The following is a 19,431-nucleotide window of genomic DNA, read 5'->3' on the forward strand; positions in this document are numbered from 1 at the left end:
AAGCGTTGCAAGACCGATCCAGGCAGCGGGGTCCATGAATAGTTCAATCATTGTGTTTGGGGCTAAAGGCGTGGCAAGGCAAACAGGCGTACAGTGGCATTAGCCCGGGACGGATGAATCCGAAGCGGGCTATTAGGCGTAACGGGGTATGCAGTGCAAAAGACAATCGAAGTTTGGCTGGCGTTGGCCAGCACCGTACTGGGTGGTTCTGTGTCAGAAGCCATAGGGTATTTTCAATTGAAATAGGATAAACATAGATAGCTGGAACGACATTTTATTTTATTGTTACATGATCCTAGCACGTGGATATGACAATGACAAGACACAAACATGACATATGGGCGGGTGTCCCGGTTGTATGAAGGACAAGAACTTGTCTGATTTCAACGTTGGGGCGGGGCGGCGAATATGCTATAGTTGCGGGCTATGCGAATCCTTCAGGATCAACCTCGATACAAGATGACACGCGTCTGGCAAATTCTTTTTTGCCTGACGGTTTTGTCGTTGCTGTGCCGGGCGCTTATTCCTGTCGGCTATATGCCCGACTTTTCCGGCACCCGCGACGGAAGATTTTCCATTACCATCTGTACCGTTGCCGGTACCAGCACCATACTGGTGGATGCAAACGGGCAGCCAGTCGAGCCATCGTCAGGCGATTATTTTGACAATCAGAATTGCTCATTTTGCCTGCTTGCATCGCAAATATTAATTCCCGCATCTGAAGCGCCTGCGTTGGTGACGTTCGTTACGCAACGTCCTGCCCCATTGCTACATGGCAATGAAGCACTCCCTCCTTTGCCCGCCCAGGGCCCGCCACTGGGCTCTCGTGCCCCTCCTTTAAGCCTCGGTTAACTTTTTGCCAGTGATTGTGTTCGCCTCAATCATGCCTTGACGATTGTTTTCCGGGGTTTTTTTGTGTTTATGGTCCATTCCCGCTTATGCGACAGCGTCAGGCCGGTTGCGCTATTGCCTTTTCTTGCACCTGCTTCAAATATCAGGCCCGCGCCCAGGCATTAAGTCTTTCCGGTAATCGGTGAATCGGTCAATGCATCAGTAACAATCGTCTATTCCAGACTCTAGTAACGTGCGGCGTCACAGTCAGTTTGCGTCCGTGCTTTGTTACCTATAAACATAAATGGATATATAAATTCACAAATGACAGATTTTAATTTTATTTGCCTATCACGTTTTCGCCGGTCCGTCTTGGTCTGCCCTACGGTAGCCGGTGCCCTATTTGGTACTGTCTGGGTCAATACCAGCGTTGCCAGTGTTACCCAATTGGATCCCATTGTGGTAACGGCATCGGCAAGCGAGCGTTTGTTGGAGGATGCACCCGCCAGTGTCACGGTGTTAAACAGCGAGGAGCTGAGTCGTCGGCCGATTTATGATGTGGCCCAAGCGGTAGAGGGGTCTCCTGGTGTGACGCTGAGTAGTGTAGGTATCAATGGCAAGGGTATTTCAATTCGTGGCATGAAAACAGACCACACCCTTGTCCTGTATGATGGCATGCGTATCAATCAGTCGGGTCCCCTTATTTTCGGTTCGGATTTTGAACACGGCTGGATGCCGGCGGAAGCCATTGAGCGTATTGAAATTGTCCGTGGTCCCATGTCTTCGCTTTACGGTTCAGAGGCGCTGGGCGGTGTTGTCAACGTGATATCACGACGTGCCACCGATGAGTGGGTCAGTGTTTTTTCTGCCGATGGCGTTTTTCCCCGCACCAGTCGGGGCGGTGACCGTCACCGTCTGGGTGCCTATATTTCAGGTCCCCTGGTACAGGACGTGCTTGGCCTGACGGTGTCCGGGCAATATCAACATACGCAGGCCTTATACACGCCTCAAAGTGCAACGCCCACGGCTTTTCATGAGACCTCCATGGGGTACCGGAAAGACCTGTTGGGCACGGTGGGATTAACCTGGACACCTGATGACAGGCAACGCCTGGACGCCACCATGAGTGTCGGCAAGGAAGATCGTTGGCGCAATAGCACCACTTACCGTTCAGACGACAATATACGCCGGCAACGCCTTTCCCTGTCACATTCCGGAGACTGGGACTGGGGGAAAAGTGAAATCAAGCTGTACCGCTCCAATCTCAAGCGTGTCAATGACCGGACAGACGGTGGCAGCACCGGCCCGCACCAGTTTACCGATAAGGTTGCCAGTGGCATGATCAGCTTTGAGCCATTGGCCGGGCACACCGTTACGCTGGGCGGTGAATTGCGCAAGGAAACCCTGGAAGATCCCACCGTGAATGCGTCCGGTCGGGAAAATGCCACCCACAAGGCTTTCTTCCTGCAGGATGAAATGATGCTGGGGGAAAACTGGGAATTGCTGCTTGGCAGCCGTTTCGACCACCACCCCAATTATGGCTGGCAGACCAGTCCGCGTGCTTATGTGCTGTATCATTTCAATGATGAACTTGTTTTCAAGGGCGGTGTGGGCAAGGGTTTCCGGGCTCCTACGCTTAAACAGTTGTCACCCGGTTATCGAGGTACATGGGGGCGGAGTTCGGAAATTTTCGGCAATCCCGACCTGAAGCCGGAAACTTCGGTATCGTATGAAGCAGGGTTTGATTATACCGGTGACCGCTGGCAGGCCAATGCCATGCTGTTCCTGAATCAGGTGGAAGACCTGATTGATAGCAACTGTGTGTCCGGGTGTACTGGCAAGATCAAAACGTACGAGTACGTTAACATCAACAAGGCTCGCATTAGCGGCCTGGAGCTGGTCTTTGGGGTTGAGCTGCCCTGGAACCTGCATCTGAAAACCAATTATACCTATCTGGATGCGGTGGACCGCACCAGCAAAACGCGTCTGACGGATCGTTCGCGTCATACCGCCAATGCCACCTTGAACTGGCAACCGACGGATGACTGGGATGCCAGCCTCAGATGGCAGTATGTCGGTTCACAACGGACGACTTCAGGGTCGGGGTATCAGCCTGCCTATGCAATCCTTTCCCTGTATGGCAGTTACGATGTCAACCGGCATGTGACCCTGCATGCGGGTATCGAAAACCTCACCGACAAGCGTCTGGCCGATGAGTCCGCAGATTATGTCTTTAGTGATGAAGGGCGTCGCCTGTTTGTTGGCATGGAAATGAGGTTCTGATCCTATGTGCAAGTTGCTGCTTAATTCATGGATATTATTGTGGTGGTGTTTGGGTATTGCCGGGCTTGTCCCGGCCCAGACAGTTGCCGATGTTGCGGCTCCGCTGGTCAAGGTGGTTACCAACCGTTCGGTGCTGCCGGCCAAATTTCAGGTGCTGGCTCCGATTGCCGAACGTGCCGGTGTCCGGCTTGAGCATGTGGATGTTGGGACGATAGGTGCACCTGTCGGACAATGGTTGCCGGGTGCCAGCCTGGTGGTGCTTGATACGCCGCGTCCCAGTGCCCGTGCCGAAGTGGATGGTGCGATGGGTGAAAACCTGCGGCAGGGGAATATCCCCTGGCTCAGGGTTGGCAACCGGGTTGAAGACTTTGGCGGCATGACGTCCGAACAGGCCCGGCAACTGTCAAGCTATTACACCAACGGCGGTGTCGGTAATTTCGGCTTGTTTTTCCAGGCCGCCAAAGACCTTGTGGCAGGCCGTTCCATTGTCTCGCTACCGGCGGCCGAATCAGTGCCTGAGACCGGGTTTTATCATCCGGCCGTCCCACAGGTATTCGAGTCGCTTGAGACTTACCTGGCATGGGCCCGGGCACGCATGCCCCAGGCGGTTGGCCAGGTTGCCTTTCTGATTCACAACGGTGTGGTCAGTGATATGCAGACGCAGCTTATTGATGCTTTGATTGCCGCCGCCGAAGCCAGAAATATTTTGCCGCTTGCCTTCTGGTATGACAGTAACGACCCGAAGGCATTGACGAAGGTCATCAAGCCGGCCGGTGCCGATGCGATGGTCAACCTGCGCATGACACAGAACAGTACCGAGCGTGCTGCCGAACTGGCGCAATTGGGTATCCCCGTGATCCAGACCCTGACCTATCGTGAGGGCGATCAGGCCCAATGGCTGGCAGCGCCCAGTGGTGTGGCGCAAAGGGTTGTGCCGATCTTTATGGCCATTCCTGAAACCTGGGGCATGAGCGACCCGATGGTGCTGTCTGTCTTGCAGGACGGAGCGGCGGTGCCCATGGCTGAACAGGTGGGCGGTTTGCTGGATAAATTGCGCAAGTTGATTGAGTTACGCAACAAGCCTGCCAGCGACAGGCAACTGGCACTGATGTTCTGGAATTATCCACCCGGTGAGCGCAATTTCGGGGCTTCACACCTGAATGTTCCGGTCAGTATTGAAAACATGACCCGGGCGCTGAAGCAGGCAGGCTATGACATTGATCCCATCAACGAAGCCGACATGATTGAAAAAGGCCAGGCCATGCTGTCCATGCTGTACCGAAGCAGCCCACCTGAAGATTTGCTGGCCCGTGACCTGGCAGCGGTGCTGCCGGTTTCGCAATACCAGGCATGGCTGGACAAACTGCCAGCCGGGCCACGCGAGGGCATGGCGGTTTGGGGGAATCCGGCAGACCATTGGGCGGTACGCACGGTGGATGGCGTGCCTGCGTTCGTGATTCCCAGGATGAAGTTGGGTAAGCTGGTTATCATGCCACAAATGCCCAGAGCCGCGGAAATGGGCAGTCATTACCACGATGAGTCGAAAGCACCCGATCATTTGTACATGGCGGCTTATTTGTGGGTGCGTGAAGCGTTCGGTGCCAACGCCCTGATCCATCTGGGCACGCATGGTACCCAGGAATGGTTGCCCGGCAAGGACAGGGGGCTTTCCATGCGTGACTATCCCTTCCTGGCATTGGGAGATTTGCCTGTTTTTTATCCTTATATCCAGGATAACGTCGGCGAGGCGTTACAAACGCGGCGCCGGGGCAGGGCGGTGTCCATCAGTCATCAAACACCGCCTTTCGCACCGGCAGGACTTTATGACGAACTGCGCGATATGCTGACGCTAATAGAAGAGTATGAACGGCTGGATGAAGGTGTCGTGCAGCAGGCGGTCATGGAAAAAATCCTGGCCGCCACGCGTGATTCCAGCCTGATTCAGGACTTGGGCTGGCAGGAAAGTCAGGCTCGTGATGATTTTTCGGGTTTTCTGCAGGTTTTGCACGATCATTTGCAGTCGCTGGCCCAAACCGCCATGCCACTGGGGCTGCATCGTTTTGGCCAGCCTTCTGCGCCGGAACACCGGCTTTCCGTGGTGATGCAACAGCTGGGACAGCCTTTTTATGAGGCGCTGGGTTTGCCGGATGGGGTGTTTGCGGAAGATTTCACGAAGCTGCAAAGCAGCGTTCCTTACCAAACCCTGAATCGTTACTTGCGTGAGGGTGAAGATATTGCCACGGCTGCGCCTGAACTTCAGGTGCATCTGCGGCGTGCCCAAAAGCTGGACGCGGGCCTGGCTGATACCGGCGAGATGGAAGCGTTATTAAGCGGCTTGTCGGGCGATTTCGTGTTGCCGGGGCCGGGGGGCGATCCCATCCGCCGTCCCGGTTTGGCCAGCGGCCGTAATCTGTATGCGCTGGAACCCGATAAATTGCCCACGCCTGCCGCTTATGAAAGCGGTGGCACGGCATTGATGCAACTGGTGGATACTTATCGCAGCGAGCATCAGGGCGCCTGGCCCCAACGCCTGGCATTCAGCCTGTGGGCGGGTGAAGCGGTGCGTCATCAAGGCATTACCGAAGGGCAGGTTTTACAGGCGCTGGGCCTGAAACCGGTATGGGCGCGCAATGGCCGGATTTCCCGTCTGGAGATCATTCCTGCTACTACGCTGGGCCGACCGCGTATTGATGTTGTCATTCAGACAACGGGTGTGTACCGGGATCAGTTTGATGGTTTTATGCGCTTGCTGGCCGAGTCCATGAATCGGCTTGCGGAGCTGGATGAACCGGATAATCCGGTTGCGTCCAATACAAAGCGGATCATGGACGAACTGCTGGCATCGGGCATGTCTGCAAACGAGGCTGGGCAGGCTGCCCGCTACCGGATTTTCAGCAGTGCGCCGGGCAATTATGGCACGGGCCTGCCCGGCATGATGCAGCAATCCACCCAGTGGGAAGGGGATGCCGTCTTGGCCGGGCAGTTCCTGAATCGCATGCAGTATGCCTATGGCAGTGAAGGCTGGGCCATCAAGCCATCTTCGGCCAACCTGCTGGCGGCCCAGTTGCGGGGCACCGATGCAGCGGTCATGTCACGCACATCCAACATACATGGTGTGCTTTCCACCGATCATCCCTTTGAGTTCCTGGGTGGGCTGTCGGTGGCGATCCGGCATCTGGATGGCAAAAGCCCACCGCTGTATATCTCTGATTTGCGCCAAAAAGAACCCAAGACCACTTCCATGCAAGCCTTTCTTTCCAACGAAATGCGGGTCAGATACCTGAATCCGCACTGGATACAGGGCATGCAAAATGAAGGTTATGCCGGTACGCTGGAAGTTGTGGATACGGTTAATAACCTGTTTGGCTGGCAGGCTGTGGATCCGGCTACCGTGCGGTCCGATCAATGGCAGGCCATCTTCGACACTTATATTGAAGATACCCGTCAATTGGGTACGAATGAATGGTTTGAGCAGCACAACCCAACCGCCCAGGCGCAGTTGCTGGAACGTATGGCCGAAGCTATACGCAAAGGCTATTGGGATGCGCCCGAAGCCACCCGGCAGGCGCTGGCCGAGCGCTGGCAGGAACTGGAACAGCAGTTCAATGCTACGGCCGGAGATCCGCTGACACAGGCTTTTGTGGCGGACATGGCCCAGGGGTTTGGCCTGGCGCAAGTGGCTGCAGAAGCAGGTGCCGCAACACCTGAGCCCGTTTCTGCAGCCGACGCCCAGGCGCCGTCTGCAGTCAGTGGTCAGGTCATGCAGGCGGTGGAAACGGCGCTGCCATCGTTTCCCTCGATGCTGGTTTTTTCACTTTCCCTGCTGGGGGTTGCCACCTTGTATGGTGCGCTGCGCCAATGGCGCAGGACCCGTACAGGGCATACACACGCATAATTTTTTTGGAGTATTAAATGAATTTTCTTGAATCTGGATTGTACGAACTTGCCGGGCTTTTTCTTGCCCCTGTCCTTGTGATGATTTTGCTTTGCCTGTTGTATTCCTTTGCTTCGCTGGGCGGTTTTGCCGTTGAGTGGTGGCAACGGCGCCGGCAACGCGCTCAACAGATGTTGCGTCAGCGGCATGCCAGCCATGGTGGCACTGCTGATGATCTGGAACTATGGATTATGCATCGCCTGGAACTGTTGCGTATTGTGTCGCGCACGGCACCCATGCTGGGTTTGATTGCCACCATGATACCCATGGGGCCAGCCTTGCTGGCGCTTGGCGGGGGCAATGCCGCCGGTGTTGGCGAGAACCTGGTGACCGCTTTTTCTGCGGTTATTTTGGCATTGATTGCCGCCAGCATTACGTTTTTCATTTTGACGGTGCGGCGGCGCTGGCTGTTACAGGAACTGCGTGAGCTGGAACGCCAGGGCCTGCTCGTCATGCAGGAGGCCTAAGTATGCGATTTCTGGAATCTGATGACGCAGACGATCCCATCCTTTCGGTGGTTAATATGATTGACCTGTTTCTGGTGGTGATTGGCATTTTGATGGTGGTGGTTGCCCTTAACCCGCTTAATCCGTATGCCGCACAGGATGTGATTGTGATTGAAAATCCTGGAAAGGCCAATATGACCATGACGATTAAAGAGGGTGAAGAGCTGACACGTTATGAGTCCAATGGTGAAATCGGGCAGGGGCAGGGCATCAAGGCCGGCATTACTTACCGGCTTGATGACGGGCGCATGATTTATGTGCCTGAAACGGCTTCTAATTGAGTTTGGAGCTGGTGGCTTTGGCAAGATTTTTCCATTCGATGGATTCCTCTTTGATGTACGCCAGCAGCTCCTGCAGATTATTGGCCGGAATGGTTGGGTTCATCACCAGTACCAGCGGCACTTGCAGCACATTGGTGATTGGCGTGAAGTCTTTCTGGGCGTCATAAGGCATTGCTGCATTTATATAGGGGTTGATGACGATGGGGCCGCCTGGTGGCCAGGGCACAACCATGGTAATGGTATGTGAGGGGAACGAGTTTGCCAGTGCAACGCTGCTTGAAACGGTGCCCACCACGCAGGCCATCGGCAGAAAGGATTTCCATTTTTTTCATTATTGGTCCCCTTTGGTTATTTGCTTCATTATTGAAATATTCGGGTGTTTTTGTAAGTGGTTTTTACCATGTGTCAGGCACATACCCGCTTTGCTTTGGAAGGATGGGCTGATGTACTTTGTTCTGACGGGGCATGGTTTGTGGCAGGTTATACAGAAAGATATGTTTTCTTTTCGAGATGTTCTGTTCTAGTTTTTATTTGATAATAGTTCTCATTAATGTTATCTTGCTAGGCATTGTAAGAGATATGAATGAGGTCTTAAATGACAGAAAGTACACTAGATACACAGAAGTTGCAGCACCCCATCAAAATTCGTTTGCTACAAGTTAAACGAATTACACCATTAAGCCCGTCAATACGTCGCATTACCTTAAGCGGCAATGACCTGAACGGGTTTGTTTCCGCCTCTTTTGATGATCACATTAAACTGTTCTTGCCCGATTTGCCTGGCCAAAAACCCAATATGCCTGTGTTGGAGGAAAAGGGCATCAAGTTTGATGAGCACCGCCCCAAGCCCCTGACCCGTGACTATACGCCGCGTCGCTACAATCCGGATACGAATGAACTGGATATCGATTTTGTTTTAAACCATGAAGGGCCAGCCACTAGTTGGGCAAGCCAGGCAGAGGTGGGACATTACCTGGGCGTGGCCGGGCCGCGCGGTTCATTTGTGATTCCTGCCGGTTTTGACTGGCACTTGCTGATGGGTGATGAAACCGCTATTCCGGCTATTGCCCGCAGGCTTGAAGAATTGCCGGCTTCATGCAAGGCCATTGTTATTATCAAGATTGCCAGTGATGACAGTAAAATACCGTTGCAGGGCCAATGCGATTTTGAGGTTCGCTGGGTGCAGCAAGACAGTGATCCTGCCGATAAAAATGACGCTGAAATGCTGGCCGCCTGTCTGGGCGGCAGGCGAGTACAGCGATATCAAGGCCCTGCGTGAATACATGATTGATCAGTTCAAGATTGATAAAAAACGCATTCGTGCCAGTAGTTACTGGCGTAAATCACAGGTTGCCACGCATACGAATTTTGAATGACATAAAAGCGGCTAGCGATATAACATCCAGCTACTATTGGACAAAATCACCGATAGTGCGCGCATCTTGGCTTATATACATACTGTGTTTACAGCGGTGCGTTGTCAATTCTGGACAAGTCATCATTCACAGCGAATATTTTTCCATTCACCTGCGGAATTCCAAATCCTTTTAAACGAGCCGTGTGCATGTCCAGATAGGCTTGGGCACTGGGTTTGTCCTGAAACAGATAAATACCGCCGGCCTCATTGGCACTTTCATTTTCCGTCCATATTTTCCAAATCAGGCCGGGTTCTTTCGCGATGGAATGGGCCAGGTCATTCATTATTTTGGTCATTTCCTGACCCCAGGGGCCGGTGTAGGGGAAGTCAACTTGAAGCAGATATTTCATGATTCCTTGTCTGGTTGCGTAAGTACTTAGTTTACTACCCAAAACCCGTTTGTCCAATGGTACCTAAAGGCAAGTCGTTGATGGCAAGGGCTGCCAGACGCCTGGGGGGCAAAGCTGCTATGTATACAGTGCATGGGTGGAATAGTGCGTATGCCATATACTGCGAAACTATAAGGCTGCGGTGGCATTTCATCACTAGCGCATTCCAAGGCCAGCTTCAGGTGAAAGCCATGGCGTGCCGCCACGGTTTCGGCCATAAGCCAGATGCCTTCATGTAGCAAGGGGTCATAAGACAGGGCACCAATGCGTAGCCTGGCAGGCCCGGTTGCCGTGTTTTTTTGCATGGCCCGCATCGCGGTTTCCAGTGTGCTGGAAATGGTTTGAGCATAAACCATTAATTGCTGCCCGCGTTCGGTCAGCGTCACGCCACGCCCGCTGCGATGGAACAGGCCAATCATGAGGCGGGCGCAAGTCTACGGGCTTCTGTCCTAGACGGCTAACGGAGTCTCTTCGGTTGGGGTTTCTTCGTATAACAGTGACAGCAAGGTTTGCCGTAATTGCAGGGAGGAGGCGTTCATTGTTAATTGACTGTGCTTTCTTGGTCTGGGAAGCTCAACCGGGAAAATTCCACGGATTCTGCCTGGATTGGCGCCCATGACAACAACAGTTGTCCCAAGCAATAATGCTTCATCGACATCATGGGTAACAAAGAAGATGGTTTTGCTGCCCTGTGCTTCCTGTTGCCACAGGGTGACCAATGCATCTTGCAGGTGCGCGCGTGTAACGGCATCCAGGGCGCCAAAGGGTTCATCCATCAACAGAACAGGAGGATTCATGGAAAATGCCCGTGCAATGGCTGCACGCTGTCGCATGCCTCCAGACAGTTCGCTTGGCAGCTTATCAAAGGCGTGCCCCAACTTGACTGCTTGCAGATGCTTATGTGCAAGCTCATTATAAAATGATGAGGATTTGCCCGGGAATGCCTGTTTCAGCGCAAAGATAATGTTTTGGCCGGTCGTCAACCAGGGAAACAAGGAGTAATCCTGAAAGACGACGCCACGGTCCAAACCAGGGCCTGTAATGGGCTTGTCACCCAGCAGGATGGTACCCCGTGTTGGAAAATCGAGTCCTGCCAACATACGCAGCAGGGTGCTTTTGCCACAACCTGACGGGCCGAGCAGACAGATGAATTCACCCGCCTCAACCTGCAAGTTGATATCTTGCAGGATGCGCTGTTGTCCGTGAAAAAATGTAACGTTTTCAAGGGTAATACTATGCATGATGTTTGTTTCCTAAACTCGCCAGCGCAATAGATGACGCTCAAGGCGTTCAGTGAAGAACGTAATGGTGGTGACAACAATACCGATAAAGATAATGCCGACGATAACGCGTGGATAGTCGGCAAATTCTGAAAAATTGCTGATATACCAGCCCATGCCCGAGCTGCCACCAATCATTTCTGCCATGGTCAGCATCAGGAATGAGAAACATAGTGCCAGGGTGGCCCCTGTGCAGATGGAAGGCAGTGATGCGGGCAGTATGACGCGAACCAGCATGGTGCGTGTATTCAGGTTAAATACCCTGGCAGAGTCAATAATTCCACGTGGGACATTGAATACGCCTGAAATCGTATTGATGAAAATAGGCCAGAAAGCCCCGATAAAGATGACGGTGACAGAGGCGGCCGTAAATGAAGGCAGGAAATGGATGGCATAAGGAATGTATACCACCGGCGGTATGGTTCCCAGCAGTTTGGTGAACGGCATTGTTGCATGGAATGTGCGACGGTGGTAACCAACCATCAGTCCCAGGGGAATGGCCGTGAGAATTGCCAGGCCATAACCACTGACCAGTAGTAGCAATGAGCTGCGCAAGCCCTTCAGGGTGTCAGGCAATTCTGCGGTGAAGAGGGCGAGCACTACTTCGGGACCGGGTACCAGCATGGGGTCCAGCAATTGCAGGACCGTCGTGGCAAGATACCAGGCACCAAAAAACAGGAACAGGATGGAGGCGACATCACCGGTTGCCGTACGGGCAGCGTGAGTGCGGCTGGAGATTGTGCGCAAAGTGGCAATGATCTCGATGAGGGTAATCAGCAGCAGCGTGCGCCACTGGACACCATGACTAGAGCAGAGCAGTGTTCCGGCAACCAGTACATATAAAATGTGCTGTACCGGATGAATGCGTTGCCATGCGTTACCAATGGCTGGCAGCAACACTGGCAGAACGCCATGTAAGCGGTTTTTGGTAATCGAATCCATCCGTGTAGTCCTTAGGTATTGTTAATCCGGTAGAAATCCAGCAGGCTGGCATAAATTTCTTCACCCGGGTTTTGAGCGATCAGGGCATCCAGTGACTGTTTGTACAGATCAATGTCAATATGCTGTTCAACCGGGTATGTTTTGTTGGTGACATAGCCTGCAGATTCGACCATTGCCTTCCAGAATTCCAGCGTGCCTTTTTTCAGCGGATCAGGATGGGATTCAAAGGCCTGGCGTGTATAGGTATCTTTACGGATCACGTCTTCATCGATCTTCAGTTCCTTGGTAAAGACACGGACGGTTTCTTCCTGGTCTGTCTTGTATATTTTGTAGGCTTTGATCAAGGCAGTCAGGAAACGGCCATATTCATCTTTGCGTGCATTGTAGTCAGCCGTGTTGGCTGTCAGGCGGCAGCAGGTATAGCTGGGCAGGAAGTCCCCCAAAAAGTGGGTGACGGCCATGCCGCGTTTTTCTGCCAGGGAAAAGTGTGGTGAGAATACGATGCCGGCATCCGCTTGTCCTTTGATCACGGCCTCGACAATGGCACCAGGGGACGGAAATTCAACCCGCGTTACATGGGTTTCCGGATCAAAACCCGCTTTTTGAAGAGCCTGACGGAAGACAATGTCACCGGTGGACAGGCGGTTAATGGCGATTTTCTTGCCACGGTAATTTTCCAGTGACTTAAGGTCCTGTGCCTGTTCGGGACGTGTGATGACGGCTTGTCCACCCAACATCATGCCGCCGAAGATGGTAAATGGTGTGCCTTGCGAAATAAAGACAAGTGGTGCGGCCGAACCGAAAGTGCCGATATCCAGCTTTCCTGAACGCAGGGCGATAAGGCCTTCAGCGGAAGATTTGAACTGGAAAAATTCAACATCTAATCCCTGTTCCTTGAAATAGCCTTTGTCCCGTGCGAGGAAATGCAGGCCATGTGCCGGTTCTGCAATATAGCCAACCCTGAACTTGCCCGGTGTGGCCGCATGTGCCTTGCCACTGAATGCCAAGGGCAGACTGGCCGCCAGTAACGTAGCGCCTGTACCAAGTAATAGGGAACGTCTGCCAGGATCGGTTGGCGAGCCCGATGAACCGTTGTTTTTTTCTTTGTTCAGGAAGTCGAACAAATGATCCATGCCGCAATCGCACATGTTTTTCTCCTTGTATGGTTAGTTGGATGATAGGGTTTTGCTTATTCGTGCCAGATGCGTTGATGGTCACGATGGGTTGACAGGTAGGCATCTTCACCAAAGAATTTGTCGTAAAAACCATGGTCAATGTGGTGTGCCTGGGTGTAGGTGGCTATGCACACGGTGGGTATGGTGCCGGGAAACTTGTCATACGAGTCGTAGATGTCCTGGGCAACGGAAGCGATATACTCGGTCATTTCCTGTGACCAGCGCTCGGTGGCTGTTTTTACGGCAGCATTGTCCTTGAAAGGACCTGGCCTGTCTGCAGAGAAATTGCCTCGTGCTCCAAACTTGCGTTCAGCAAAGCGTTGTACGGCTTCGTGCATGGAGCTGACATAAGGTGGTACGAGCGGTTCAAAAACACCATCCAGGCCGACCGGGTTGGGTTGCCGGAAATGTGGCTGGTGCGTAAAACGGAATCCAAATCCCTGGATGCCTTCCTTTGCTTTTCCACCCAGCAGGCTGTGGATGTTCAGTCCGGAAAATAGCCATCCTCCCAGACCAAGTGCCTGCAAGGCCAGGTGGATATTGTATGAAGCAATAGAGGCTTCCGCGACAGTGCTGTTGCGTGAGTGCTGTTCCAGTTCGTCCAGTGCAAGGGCACGATCTGCATGCAGGATACCCTTACGCAGTAATGATGTAGGATCCCCCAGCAGACGTCCGGTAACAGGGTCGGCGGCAGGTATGCCTTCACCGGCACGCATTGCGAGCTGGTTTAACAATGAGTCCGCCTGGTCGATGACCGGAATGAAAAGCGTGGTGCCAGGACGGTTGGCAACCCAACGGTTATGTCCGACGATATGCGGGTAGCTTGCAGGCAGGTCAAGACGTTTGTCACTCAGGCGGATGATGTGTTGTTCCAGCCAGGACAGCAAACGCGGCAGGTCTTCAGTAGACTGCAACTCAAGAATGTGTGCCGGGTCCAGATCACGAAAACGTGTAATGTATGTGCCGCTGTCATCAGCGATGAGCAGTTCTGATCCATATACACCGGCACCGCTTGGATAGGTGCGTCCGGCAGGACGTACGGGATAATTGCAGCCAAGTCCTGGCGTGGCGGATTCCGTGTAAGGAATGCCGAAATGCCAGCCACTGATGCCAGCGCCGATGGTGACCAGAAGCAGGCGCTCCAAACGGCTGAGTGCTTGTGCCGGTTGCTGGGATTGGTAGGCCAGTGGCCCGTCGGGAATTTCCATGCCGACACCAAAGCGCCTGGAGCGACGGCCGAATAGCGCGTCCAGCAGTGAGAATTGTTGCAGACTGTCCAGTTGTGACTGATTGAGTGTCAGAGAAGGCCGTTGCTGTGTATTGGAGGAAGACATTAATGTGCTTTCTGGTTATCGGAGGATAAGGTGTTATTGCAACGGTGCGAGTGTGACGGCGCTTGGTGCGGTATCAACGTCAAAAATCGTGACGGAAATATCACGCCCTCCGGATTGTTCCAGCCGGGGGGTGAGCTGGTCTGCCCATGCCTTTGCTGTCTGGCTGTTTTCAAAAAGGTAGATGCCACCACGCAGGTTGGCTTGTTGGTTATTGATCCAGACTTTCCATTTGAAACCGGACAATTCGGTAATGTGATGGGCTGCTGTCAGCTTTTGTTCTTCTGGTACTTGTTGTTGAGCTTCGCTGGGGGTGTAATTGACTTGCAGGATTACGGCCATGGTACTTTCCTTTTTTGATGGTTGGGGGTGCTAGATAAATCGTGTCAGTTGACCTGTTAGGACAGAACATCGGCATAATGGCGCTGTGCAACATCCGGATGGGAGCGCAAACGTCCTTTCAGCAGATTCTGTCCAGTGTGTGGTACCAGGACATTCTGTGGGTCCTGTTCTACACCGCGTGCCTTTGCTGCCAGTTCTGGTGGCAAGGTCAGTGGGGGCAATGCCGTGTCCAGTCGCGGGCTGAGGAAGAAGGCGATAGACAGACGGTCTTCTTGTTCCGCAGGACTGACCACACGATGAAGCGTGGCGCGCAGATAACCATCGGTAAGTAGCTCCAGCACTTCACCCAGGTTGATTACAACGGTACCCGGGATGGGGGCGACATCAATCCATTTCTCCTGGTGATAGACTTGCAGACCGGCTTTATCAGACTGTAAGACAAATGTCAGGCATCCTGAATCCTTGTGGGCACCTACACCCTGGTTGGGTTCGTTGGTACTGCGTCCGGGATAACGGATCAGTTTGACATGCTGTACAGGTGCGTCAGAAAACGCTTCAGTGAAGTGTTGTTCTGATTGTCCCAAAACCAGTGCCAGCGCACGTAACAGGGCCAACCCTGCGGTAGTCAGTGTTGTCTGTAACTGTTGTACGTGTTCGCGTAATGCCGGTAAAGAGGCAGGCCATTGGTTGGGTCCTTGCAGTCGTTTCCATGGGATTTCATCGGATGGAAGGATTGACCGTTCCGCACCGATGTCGATTTGTTCACGCCAGTCTTTTTCACCACGGGTAATTTCAGTGCCTTCTGATGTATAGCCGCGAAAGTGTGGAGAGTTAACCATGTGCAGAGCCTGTTTTTCTGCGGCAGGCAATGCGAAGAATGAGCGGACGCTATCGAACAGTTGCCGGGTGGCTTCGTCATCCAGGCCAAAGCCTTTTAGATAGAAAAAGCCGACGTCGTGTGTTGCTATCCTTAGCGTATCTACGAATTGTGCCTTGCTATGCTCATCTCCGTTGATGAATTGTTCAAGATCAAGTATTGGTAATATGGGGTGCGTCATGATGTTTGCTTATAAATGACTTTGGATGTTTTGCAGTATATAAACAAATACAATTTGTAAAAAATAATAAAAATATATATGTATATGTAAAAATTAATTTATGAAAACAACGCACAACGTTATGAGGTATTTGTCTTTGGTGTGCGTTTTTTATGGTGTTAGTCTGTGCTGCTTAAGATCGTTACATAACATGGGAAGCAGTATGGAAAACAACAACTTCAGTCATGCGACGCTCTGTGTGCAAGGAGGATATACACCGCAGGCAGGACAGTCACGCATTGCACCAGTCGTACAAAGCACAACTTATCGGTATGACGATATATGGCATTTGCAGCGCGTCATGACTCTGCAGGCCACAGGCTACAAGTACAGCCGTACCGGTAATCCGACTGTAACGGCATTTGAAGAAAGTGTGCGTTTGCTGGAAGGTGGGGCAGCAGCAGTTGCGACAGCATCGGGACAGGCTGCGAATTTACTTGCGCTGGTTAATATCTGTCGCAATGGAGATCATATACTGGCTGCTTCCACTTTATATGGCGGGTCGTTTTCCTTATTGAATACAACTTTGCCAAAATTTGGTATTACAACGACTTTTTTTGATCCGGAAGCGCCATTGGAAGACATAGCAAAACTGGTGCAGCCAAGGACACGTTTGATTTTTGCCGAAACGATTGGCAACCCGGGATTGAATATTCTGGATTTTGACAAGATTCGCGCATTGTCACAGGAATATGATTTGCCGGTTGTCATTGATAATACGCTTGCTTCGCCGGTACTGTGTAATCCTTTGCAACTTGGCGCCCATATCGTCACGCATTCAGCCAGTAAATATATTGACGGGCATGGGACCAGTGTTGGCGGTATTGTTGTTGATGGTGGAAACTACAATTGGGATAATGGCCGTTATCCGGATTTTACACAGCCGGATCCCAGCTATGCCGGGGTCAGCTATACAGAAAAATTTCCGCAGGCACCTTTCGCCTACAAGGCTCGCGCCCATATCCTGCGTGATTTTGGGGCTTGTCTGGCACCACAAAATGCATTCCTGTTCAATGTGGGCATTGATACATTGCAATTGCGCATGGAACGTCACGGTAACAATGCCAGAAAGCTGGCCGTATTTTTGCAGAACCATCCACAGGTGGCATGGGTACGTTATCCTGGGCTGGATGAGGTCGGCAAAGAACGCATCGCACGTTATTTCCGTGCAGACAATGGCAGTGGTGTCCTGACGTTTGGGGTGCGGGGCGGCTTGGAAACGATTGACCGTTTCGTCCGTCATTTGCAATTGGCCACCTTGGTCGTGCATGTGGGGGATGCGAGGACATCCGTGCTGCATCCGGCTTCCACCACCCATGCCCAATTGTCAGAAGAACAACTGTGTGCCGCCGGTGTTTTGCCTGAAATGGTGCGGATTTCGGTTGGGATTGAAGATGCCGATGACATCATTAATGACATCGCACAGGCTCTGGAAAGGAGCAAATAAGATGACTGGGTTTGTGCAGAGTTACGGTCGTAATCTCTGCCATTTTCAACCAGTATGATGATTGGTCGCGTAGCGCCTACTGCTGCAGGCTTAAAGCCGAATTCTCCAAATGGGTTTTAAGGCTTTCTTCCAGGCCCAGCTGGCGTGCCAGTTCGTCTAAATAAGCCCGTTCCATGAAGCTGTCGGCACCGTTAACCAGCACGCTGGCCATATAAACTTCGGCCGCCTGTTCTGGCGTCTCCACCTGTTTGGCAACAGCCGCCGGGTCGGCTGGACTGTTGATTTGGGTACGAATCCAGGCATGTTCATCTGGCGAGGCATTCAATCGATCAAACTCGGCTTCCAGTAAGCGCTGTTCATCAGCATTAATATGGCCATCGGCTTTGGCCGCGGAAATCATTGCGATCAGAACAAGTTTGCTGTGTTTTTCCAGCTCTGCAACAGGCTGTTGGCTGAACGCCTTGGTGTCATGAGCAATCTGTGCAGGTGTTGGTGCAGGTGTGGCAACGGGCTGAGTAGTTGGTTGAGACGCCTGGTTCTGGTTTTCTTTCCACTGTCCGTAAGCATGATAGGCTGCCGCTCCCAATGCGGCCACCCCACCATAGGTGGCTACCTTACCGCCAATTTTTCTAAATTTCTTGTTGCCCATTAATAAGGCTAACGCCCCTCCGGTTAGTGCGCCGCCCGCAAAACCTTTAAGACCAGAAGAACCACCTGAAGCGGAGGTCGGCTTGGTTTGTGAGTTGTTTTGGTCAGACAACAAGCCCTGTGCGGATTGCATTAATTGCTGTAAAACGTTTTGTATCGACATGGAGTACTCTTCCTTAATAATGATGAGAATTGGATAGTGAATAGTTTAATTGGTTCAATGAAAAGGGATTACTGATGAATTTACTATGTAAATCGTGCCTCATTACTAATACATGATCTTTGCTCAAGCTCTGCTAGAGGATTCGTTCGACTATCGTTGAAAATGCCGTTATGTTTCACGTCGTGACGGTTTGTTGTTCAGCTTCAAAACTTGCCCCAGTTTTTTTACTGCGCCAAGCAACTGTGTTTTGGTAAAGCCGCCGAATCCGAGCATGAGGCCTGAAAGCCGCAGATTTTCCGAGCACATGGGTGAGAGTGCGCGCACAGAGATACCCGCCTTGCCTGCTGCCACTGGCTTGCGTTTCCAGTAATCCCTCGGCCCGCAATTGCTCATAGGCTTCGGTTACCGTTCCGCGTGACAAGTCCATTGAGTCTGCCAATGCACGGGTAGAAGGCAAGCGTTCACCGCCCTTTAGTTCGCCCGTTGAAATGGCCCTGCGAAGTGAGGCTGCAAGTTGTTGGCCGATACGTCCCTTGCTGCGGTCGATGGCCCCTAGGGCGGGAATCTCAATCACGAGCTGACGTTTTGCCATTTGGTTTTTCTCTCTCGGCTTATAGCGCAAACTGGCCTATTAAATTATTCATTATCTGGCCCTTAATTGTAGGCCAGTTAAATGCCAGAATGTATTTATTAACGTATAAAAGGAATCCAAATGCATTGCCCTGGCCTGTTTCGAGAAACGCGTATGGAGATTCTCCATGGCTTGATATCCGCCTATCCACTGGCGACCTTGATGACCTTGATGACTTAACGGTAGTGTCACTGGTTTTGTGCATAGTTACGGTCGTAATCTCTCCCATTTTTAACCAGTATGAATTACTCGCGTGGCTCTTACTGAAGTGACCCTCAAATGTTGGACATCTATTCCACTTTTTGGGGGTGGCAATGTCGGGCAGGCTGCGCGGGACAAATAAGCTGTCATTAAAATGAAGATTCGTAGGCTATATAAACGGCACGAAGGTCGCTATGGCGATCTATGTATCACGGTGGCGTTAGGTAATGTTAAGGAGAAGGTGATTATCAATCATAAAACAGTGCATCGCCGTCAGCCTCCGGCAAAGCCATCTTTTCAAGTCGCTAATAAAGTCAGATGTGTTAATCTGGATTTTGATTAGGCAGTGGCAACGTGGGGTGGGTGGATCAGGTGCAGTTGGCCAGGTGGTTTAAAAAGAACAGTTTTTAAAAAAAGAACTATTTTAAAAATACTTTAAAATAGTTGTTGACAAACAAAACCCCGTGCTTCATAATCTCGTTTCTCTGCTGCTGACACAGCAACGCAGTCAAGTCAGTCTGATGTGGTTTAAA

20 protein-coding genes are annotated in these 19,431 nt (G+C 52.0%); 8 read left to right on the forward strand and 12 right to left on the reverse strand.

Annotated elements, in window-relative coordinates; translation table 11 throughout:
- Window positions 1–62: 62 nt before the first annotated feature.
- A complete protein-coding gene (locus tag ACM5Q9_RS13500) occupies window positions 63–224 on the reverse strand; it encodes a hypothetical protein (protein WP_418145251.1) in 162 nt (53 codons plus the stop codon).
- A gap of 235 nt (window positions 225–459) precedes the next feature.
- On the opposite strand from ACM5Q9_RS13500, the gene ACM5Q9_RS13505 reads away from it, so the two are divergent.
- From ACM5Q9_RS13505 to ACM5Q9_RS13525, 5 genes are all read left to right on the forward strand, one after another.
- Window positions 460–852: a DUF2946 family protein gene (locus tag ACM5Q9_RS13505; RefSeq protein ID WP_418145252.1), complete on the forward strand. Its 393-nt coding sequence runs from the start codon at window positions 460–462 to the stop codon at window positions 850–852.
- Between the two features lie 303 nt (window positions 853–1,155).
- A complete protein-coding gene (locus ACM5Q9_RS13510) occupies window positions 1,156–3,114 on the forward strand; it encodes a TonB-dependent receptor domain-containing protein (RefSeq protein WP_418145253.1) in 1,959 nt (652 codons plus the stop codon).
- A gap of 4 nt (window positions 3,115–3,118) precedes the next feature.
- Window positions 3,119–7,009: a cobaltochelatase subunit CobN gene (gene cobN / locus ACM5Q9_RS13515; protein ID WP_418145254.1), complete on the forward strand. Its 3,891-nt coding sequence runs from the start codon at window positions 3,119–3,121 to the stop codon at window positions 7,007–7,009.
- Window positions 7,010–7,026: 17 nt separating this feature from the next.
- Entirely contained in the window at window positions 7,027–7,515 is a 489-nt protein-coding gene (locus ACM5Q9_RS13520) for a MotA/TolQ/ExbB proton channel family protein (protein ID WP_418145255.1), read from the forward strand.
- A 2-nt stretch (window positions 7,516–7,517) separates the two neighbouring features.
- A complete protein-coding gene (locus tag ACM5Q9_RS13525) occupies window positions 7,518–7,835 on the forward strand; it encodes a DUF2149 domain-containing protein (protein WP_418145256.1) in 318 nt (105 codons plus the stop codon).
- Here the strand turns inward: ACM5Q9_RS13525 and ACM5Q9_RS13530 are convergent.
- Window positions 7,828–8,139: a tripartite tricarboxylate transporter substrate-binding protein gene (locus ACM5Q9_RS13530; RefSeq protein WP_418145257.1), complete on the reverse strand. Its 312-nt coding sequence runs from the start codon at window positions 8,137–8,139 to the stop codon at window positions 7,828–7,830. The two genes, ACM5Q9_RS13525 and ACM5Q9_RS13530, sit on opposite strands and share 8 nt — an antisense overlap.
- A 291-nt stretch (window positions 8,140–8,430) precedes the next feature.
- On the opposite strand from ACM5Q9_RS13530, the gene ACM5Q9_RS13535 reads away from it, so the two are divergent.
- Both ACM5Q9_RS13535 and ACM5Q9_RS13540 read left to right on the forward strand, forming a co-directional pair.
- Complete coding sequence (locus ACM5Q9_RS13535; protein ID WP_418145258.1) at window positions 8,431–9,114, forward strand: siderophore-interacting protein; 684 nt, start codon at window positions 8,431–8,433, stop codon at window positions 9,112–9,114.
- A 4-nt stretch (window positions 9,115–9,118) separates the two neighbouring features.
- Window positions 9,119–9,211 (forward strand): hypothetical protein, encoded by a 93-nt coding sequence (locus ACM5Q9_RS13540; RefSeq protein ID WP_418145259.1) that lies wholly within the window; start codon window positions 9,119–9,121, stop codon window positions 9,209–9,211.
- An 88-nt stretch (window positions 9,212–9,299) separates the two neighbouring features.
- On the opposite strand, the gene ACM5Q9_RS13545 is transcribed toward ACM5Q9_RS13540, so the two are convergent.
- From ACM5Q9_RS13545 to ACM5Q9_RS13580, 8 genes are read right to left on the reverse strand one after another with little or no spacing between them, the layout of a single operon-like run.
- The gene (locus ACM5Q9_RS13545; protein ID WP_418145260.1) at window positions 9,300–9,602 is read right to left on the reverse strand and encodes a monooxygenase; all 303 of its coding nucleotides are present in this window, start codon (window positions 9,600–9,602) and stop codon (window positions 9,300–9,302) included.
- A 26-nt stretch (window positions 9,603–9,628) separates the two neighbouring features.
- On the reverse strand, window positions 9,629–10,060 hold the full coding sequence (locus ACM5Q9_RS13550) for a hypothetical protein (RefSeq protein WP_418145261.1): 432 nt from the start codon (window positions 10,058–10,060) through the stop codon (window positions 9,629–9,631).
- 30 nt (window positions 10,061–10,090) lie between these two features.
- The gene (locus ACM5Q9_RS13555; protein ID WP_418145262.1) at window positions 10,091–10,882 is read right to left on the reverse strand and encodes an ABC transporter ATP-binding protein; all 792 of its coding nucleotides are present in this window, start codon (window positions 10,880–10,882) and stop codon (window positions 10,091–10,093) included.
- 12 nt (window positions 10,883–10,894) lie between these two features.
- The gene (locus tag ACM5Q9_RS13560) at window positions 10,895–11,863 is read right to left on the reverse strand and encodes an ABC transporter permease (protein ID WP_418145263.1); all 969 of its coding nucleotides are present in this window, start codon (window positions 11,861–11,863) and stop codon (window positions 10,895–10,897) included.
- Between the two features lie 11 nt (window positions 11,864–11,874).
- A complete protein-coding gene (locus tag ACM5Q9_RS13565; protein WP_418145264.1) occupies window positions 11,875–13,011 on the reverse strand; it encodes an ABC transporter substrate-binding protein in 1,137 nt (378 codons plus the stop codon).
- A 41-nt stretch (window positions 13,012–13,052) separates the two neighbouring features.
- A complete protein-coding gene (locus tag ACM5Q9_RS13570) occupies window positions 13,053–14,372 on the reverse strand; it encodes a hypothetical protein (RefSeq protein ID WP_418145265.1) in 1,320 nt (439 codons plus the stop codon).
- A 33-nt stretch (window positions 14,373–14,405) separates the two neighbouring features.
- Entirely contained in the window at window positions 14,406–14,711 is a 306-nt protein-coding gene (locus ACM5Q9_RS13575; protein ID WP_418145266.1) for a YdhR family protein, read from the reverse strand.
- A 56-nt stretch (window positions 14,712–14,767) separates the two neighbouring features.
- Window positions 14,768–15,769 carry an isopenicillin N synthase family dioxygenase gene (locus ACM5Q9_RS13580; RefSeq protein ID WP_418145267.1) on the reverse strand — a complete coding sequence of 334 codons (1,002 nt, stop codon included), beginning with the start codon at window positions 15,767–15,769 and terminating at the stop codon, window positions 14,768–14,770.
- A 202-nt stretch (window positions 15,770–15,971) separates the two neighbouring features.
- Between ACM5Q9_RS13580 and ACM5Q9_RS13585 the strand changes: the two genes are divergently transcribed.
- Window positions 15,972–17,255 carry an O-acetylhomoserine aminocarboxypropyltransferase/cysteine synthase family protein gene (locus ACM5Q9_RS13585; protein ID WP_418145268.1) on the forward strand — a complete coding sequence of 428 codons (1,284 nt, stop codon included), beginning with the start codon at window positions 15,972–15,974 and terminating at the stop codon, window positions 17,253–17,255.
- Between the two features lie 76 nt (window positions 17,256–17,331).
- Here the strand turns inward: ACM5Q9_RS13585 and ACM5Q9_RS13590 are convergent, their stop codons facing one another.
- Window positions 17,332–18,066: a tellurite resistance TerB family protein gene (locus ACM5Q9_RS13590; RefSeq protein WP_418145269.1), complete on the reverse strand. Its 735-nt coding sequence runs from the start codon at window positions 18,064–18,066 to the stop codon at window positions 17,332–17,334.
- 175 nt (window positions 18,067–18,241) lie between these two features.
- Entirely contained in the window at window positions 18,242–18,658 is a 417-nt protein-coding gene (locus tag ACM5Q9_RS13595) for a GntR family transcriptional regulator (RefSeq protein WP_418145270.1), read from the reverse strand.
- Window positions 18,659–19,431 lie beyond the last annotated feature (773 nt).

This window comes from Advenella sp. RU8 (assembly GCF_048381675.1).
GTDB lineage: Bacteria > Pseudomonadota > Gammaproteobacteria > Burkholderiales > Burkholderiaceae_B > Advenella.

What these genes read in the sequence shown, in the direction of transcription:
- ACM5Q9_RS13505 (WP_418145252.1), top strand. Translation starts at nt 460, where the DNA reads ATGACACGCGTCTGGCAAATTCTTTTTTGCCTGACGGTTTTGTCGTTG.
- ACM5Q9_RS13580 (WP_418145267.1), bottom strand. Translation starts at nt 15,769, where the DNA reads ATGACGCACCCCATATTACCAATACTTGATCTTGAACAATTCATCAAC.
- ACM5Q9_RS13500 (WP_418145251.1), bottom strand. Translation starts at nt 224, where the DNA reads ATGGCTTCTGACACAGAACCACCCAGTACGGTGCTGGCCAACGCCAGC.
- ACM5Q9_RS13510 (WP_418145253.1), top strand. Translation starts at nt 1,156, where the DNA reads ATGACAGATTTTAATTTTATTTGCCTATCACGTTTTCGCCGGTCCGTC.
- ACM5Q9_RS13540 (WP_418145259.1), top strand. Translation starts at nt 9,119, where the DNA reads ATGATTGATCAGTTCAAGATTGATAAAAAACGCATTCGTGCCAGTAGT.
- ACM5Q9_RS13595 (WP_418145270.1), bottom strand. Translation starts at nt 18,658, where the DNA reads ATGGCAAAACGTCAGCTCGTGATTGAGATTCCCGCCCTAGGGGCCATC.
- ACM5Q9_RS13570 (WP_418145265.1), bottom strand. Translation starts at nt 14,372, where the DNA reads ATGTCTTCCTCCAATACACAGCAACGGCCTTCTCTGACACTCAATCAG.
- ACM5Q9_RS13590 (WP_418145269.1), bottom strand. Translation starts at nt 18,066, where the DNA reads ATGTCGATACAAAACGTTTTACAGCAATTAATGCAATCCGCACAGGGC.
- ACM5Q9_RS13575 (WP_418145266.1), bottom strand. Translation starts at nt 14,711, where the DNA reads ATGGCCGTAATCCTGCAAGTCAATTACACCCCCAGCGAAGCTCAACAA.
- ACM5Q9_RS13530 (WP_418145257.1), bottom strand. Translation starts at nt 8,139, where the DNA reads ATGGCCTGCGTGGTGGGCACCGTTTCAAGCAGCGTTGCACTGGCAAAC.
- ACM5Q9_RS13555 (WP_418145262.1), bottom strand. Translation starts at nt 10,882, where the DNA reads ATGCATAGTATTACCCTTGAAAACGTTACATTTTTTCACGGACAACAG.
- ACM5Q9_RS13585 (WP_418145268.1), top strand. Translation starts at nt 15,972, where the DNA reads ATGGAAAACAACAACTTCAGTCATGCGACGCTCTGTGTGCAAGGAGGA.
- ACM5Q9_RS13550 (WP_418145261.1), bottom strand. Translation starts at nt 10,060, where the DNA reads ATGATTGGCCTGTTCCATCGCAGCGGGCGTGGCGTGACGCTGACCGAA.
- ACM5Q9_RS13520 (WP_418145255.1), top strand. Translation starts at nt 7,027, where the DNA reads ATGAATTTTCTTGAATCTGGATTGTACGAACTTGCCGGGCTTTTTCTT.
- ACM5Q9_RS13535 (WP_418145258.1), top strand. Translation starts at nt 8,431, where the DNA reads ATGACAGAAAGTACACTAGATACACAGAAGTTGCAGCACCCCATCAAA.
- ACM5Q9_RS13525 (WP_418145256.1), top strand. Translation starts at nt 7,518, where the DNA reads ATGCGATTTCTGGAATCTGATGACGCAGACGATCCCATCCTTTCGGTG.
- cobN (WP_418145254.1), top strand. Translation starts at nt 3,119, where the DNA reads ATGTGCAAGTTGCTGCTTAATTCATGGATATTATTGTGGTGGTGTTTG.
- ACM5Q9_RS13545 (WP_418145260.1), bottom strand. Translation starts at nt 9,602, where the DNA reads ATGAAATATCTGCTTCAAGTTGACTTCCCCTACACCGGCCCCTGGGGT.
- ACM5Q9_RS13565 (WP_418145264.1), bottom strand. Translation starts at nt 13,011, where the DNA reads ATGTGCGATTGCGGCATGGATCATTTGTTCGACTTCCTGAACAAAGAA.
- ACM5Q9_RS13560 (WP_418145263.1), bottom strand. Translation starts at nt 11,863, where the DNA reads ATGGATTCGATTACCAAAAACCGCTTACATGGCGTTCTGCCAGTGTTG.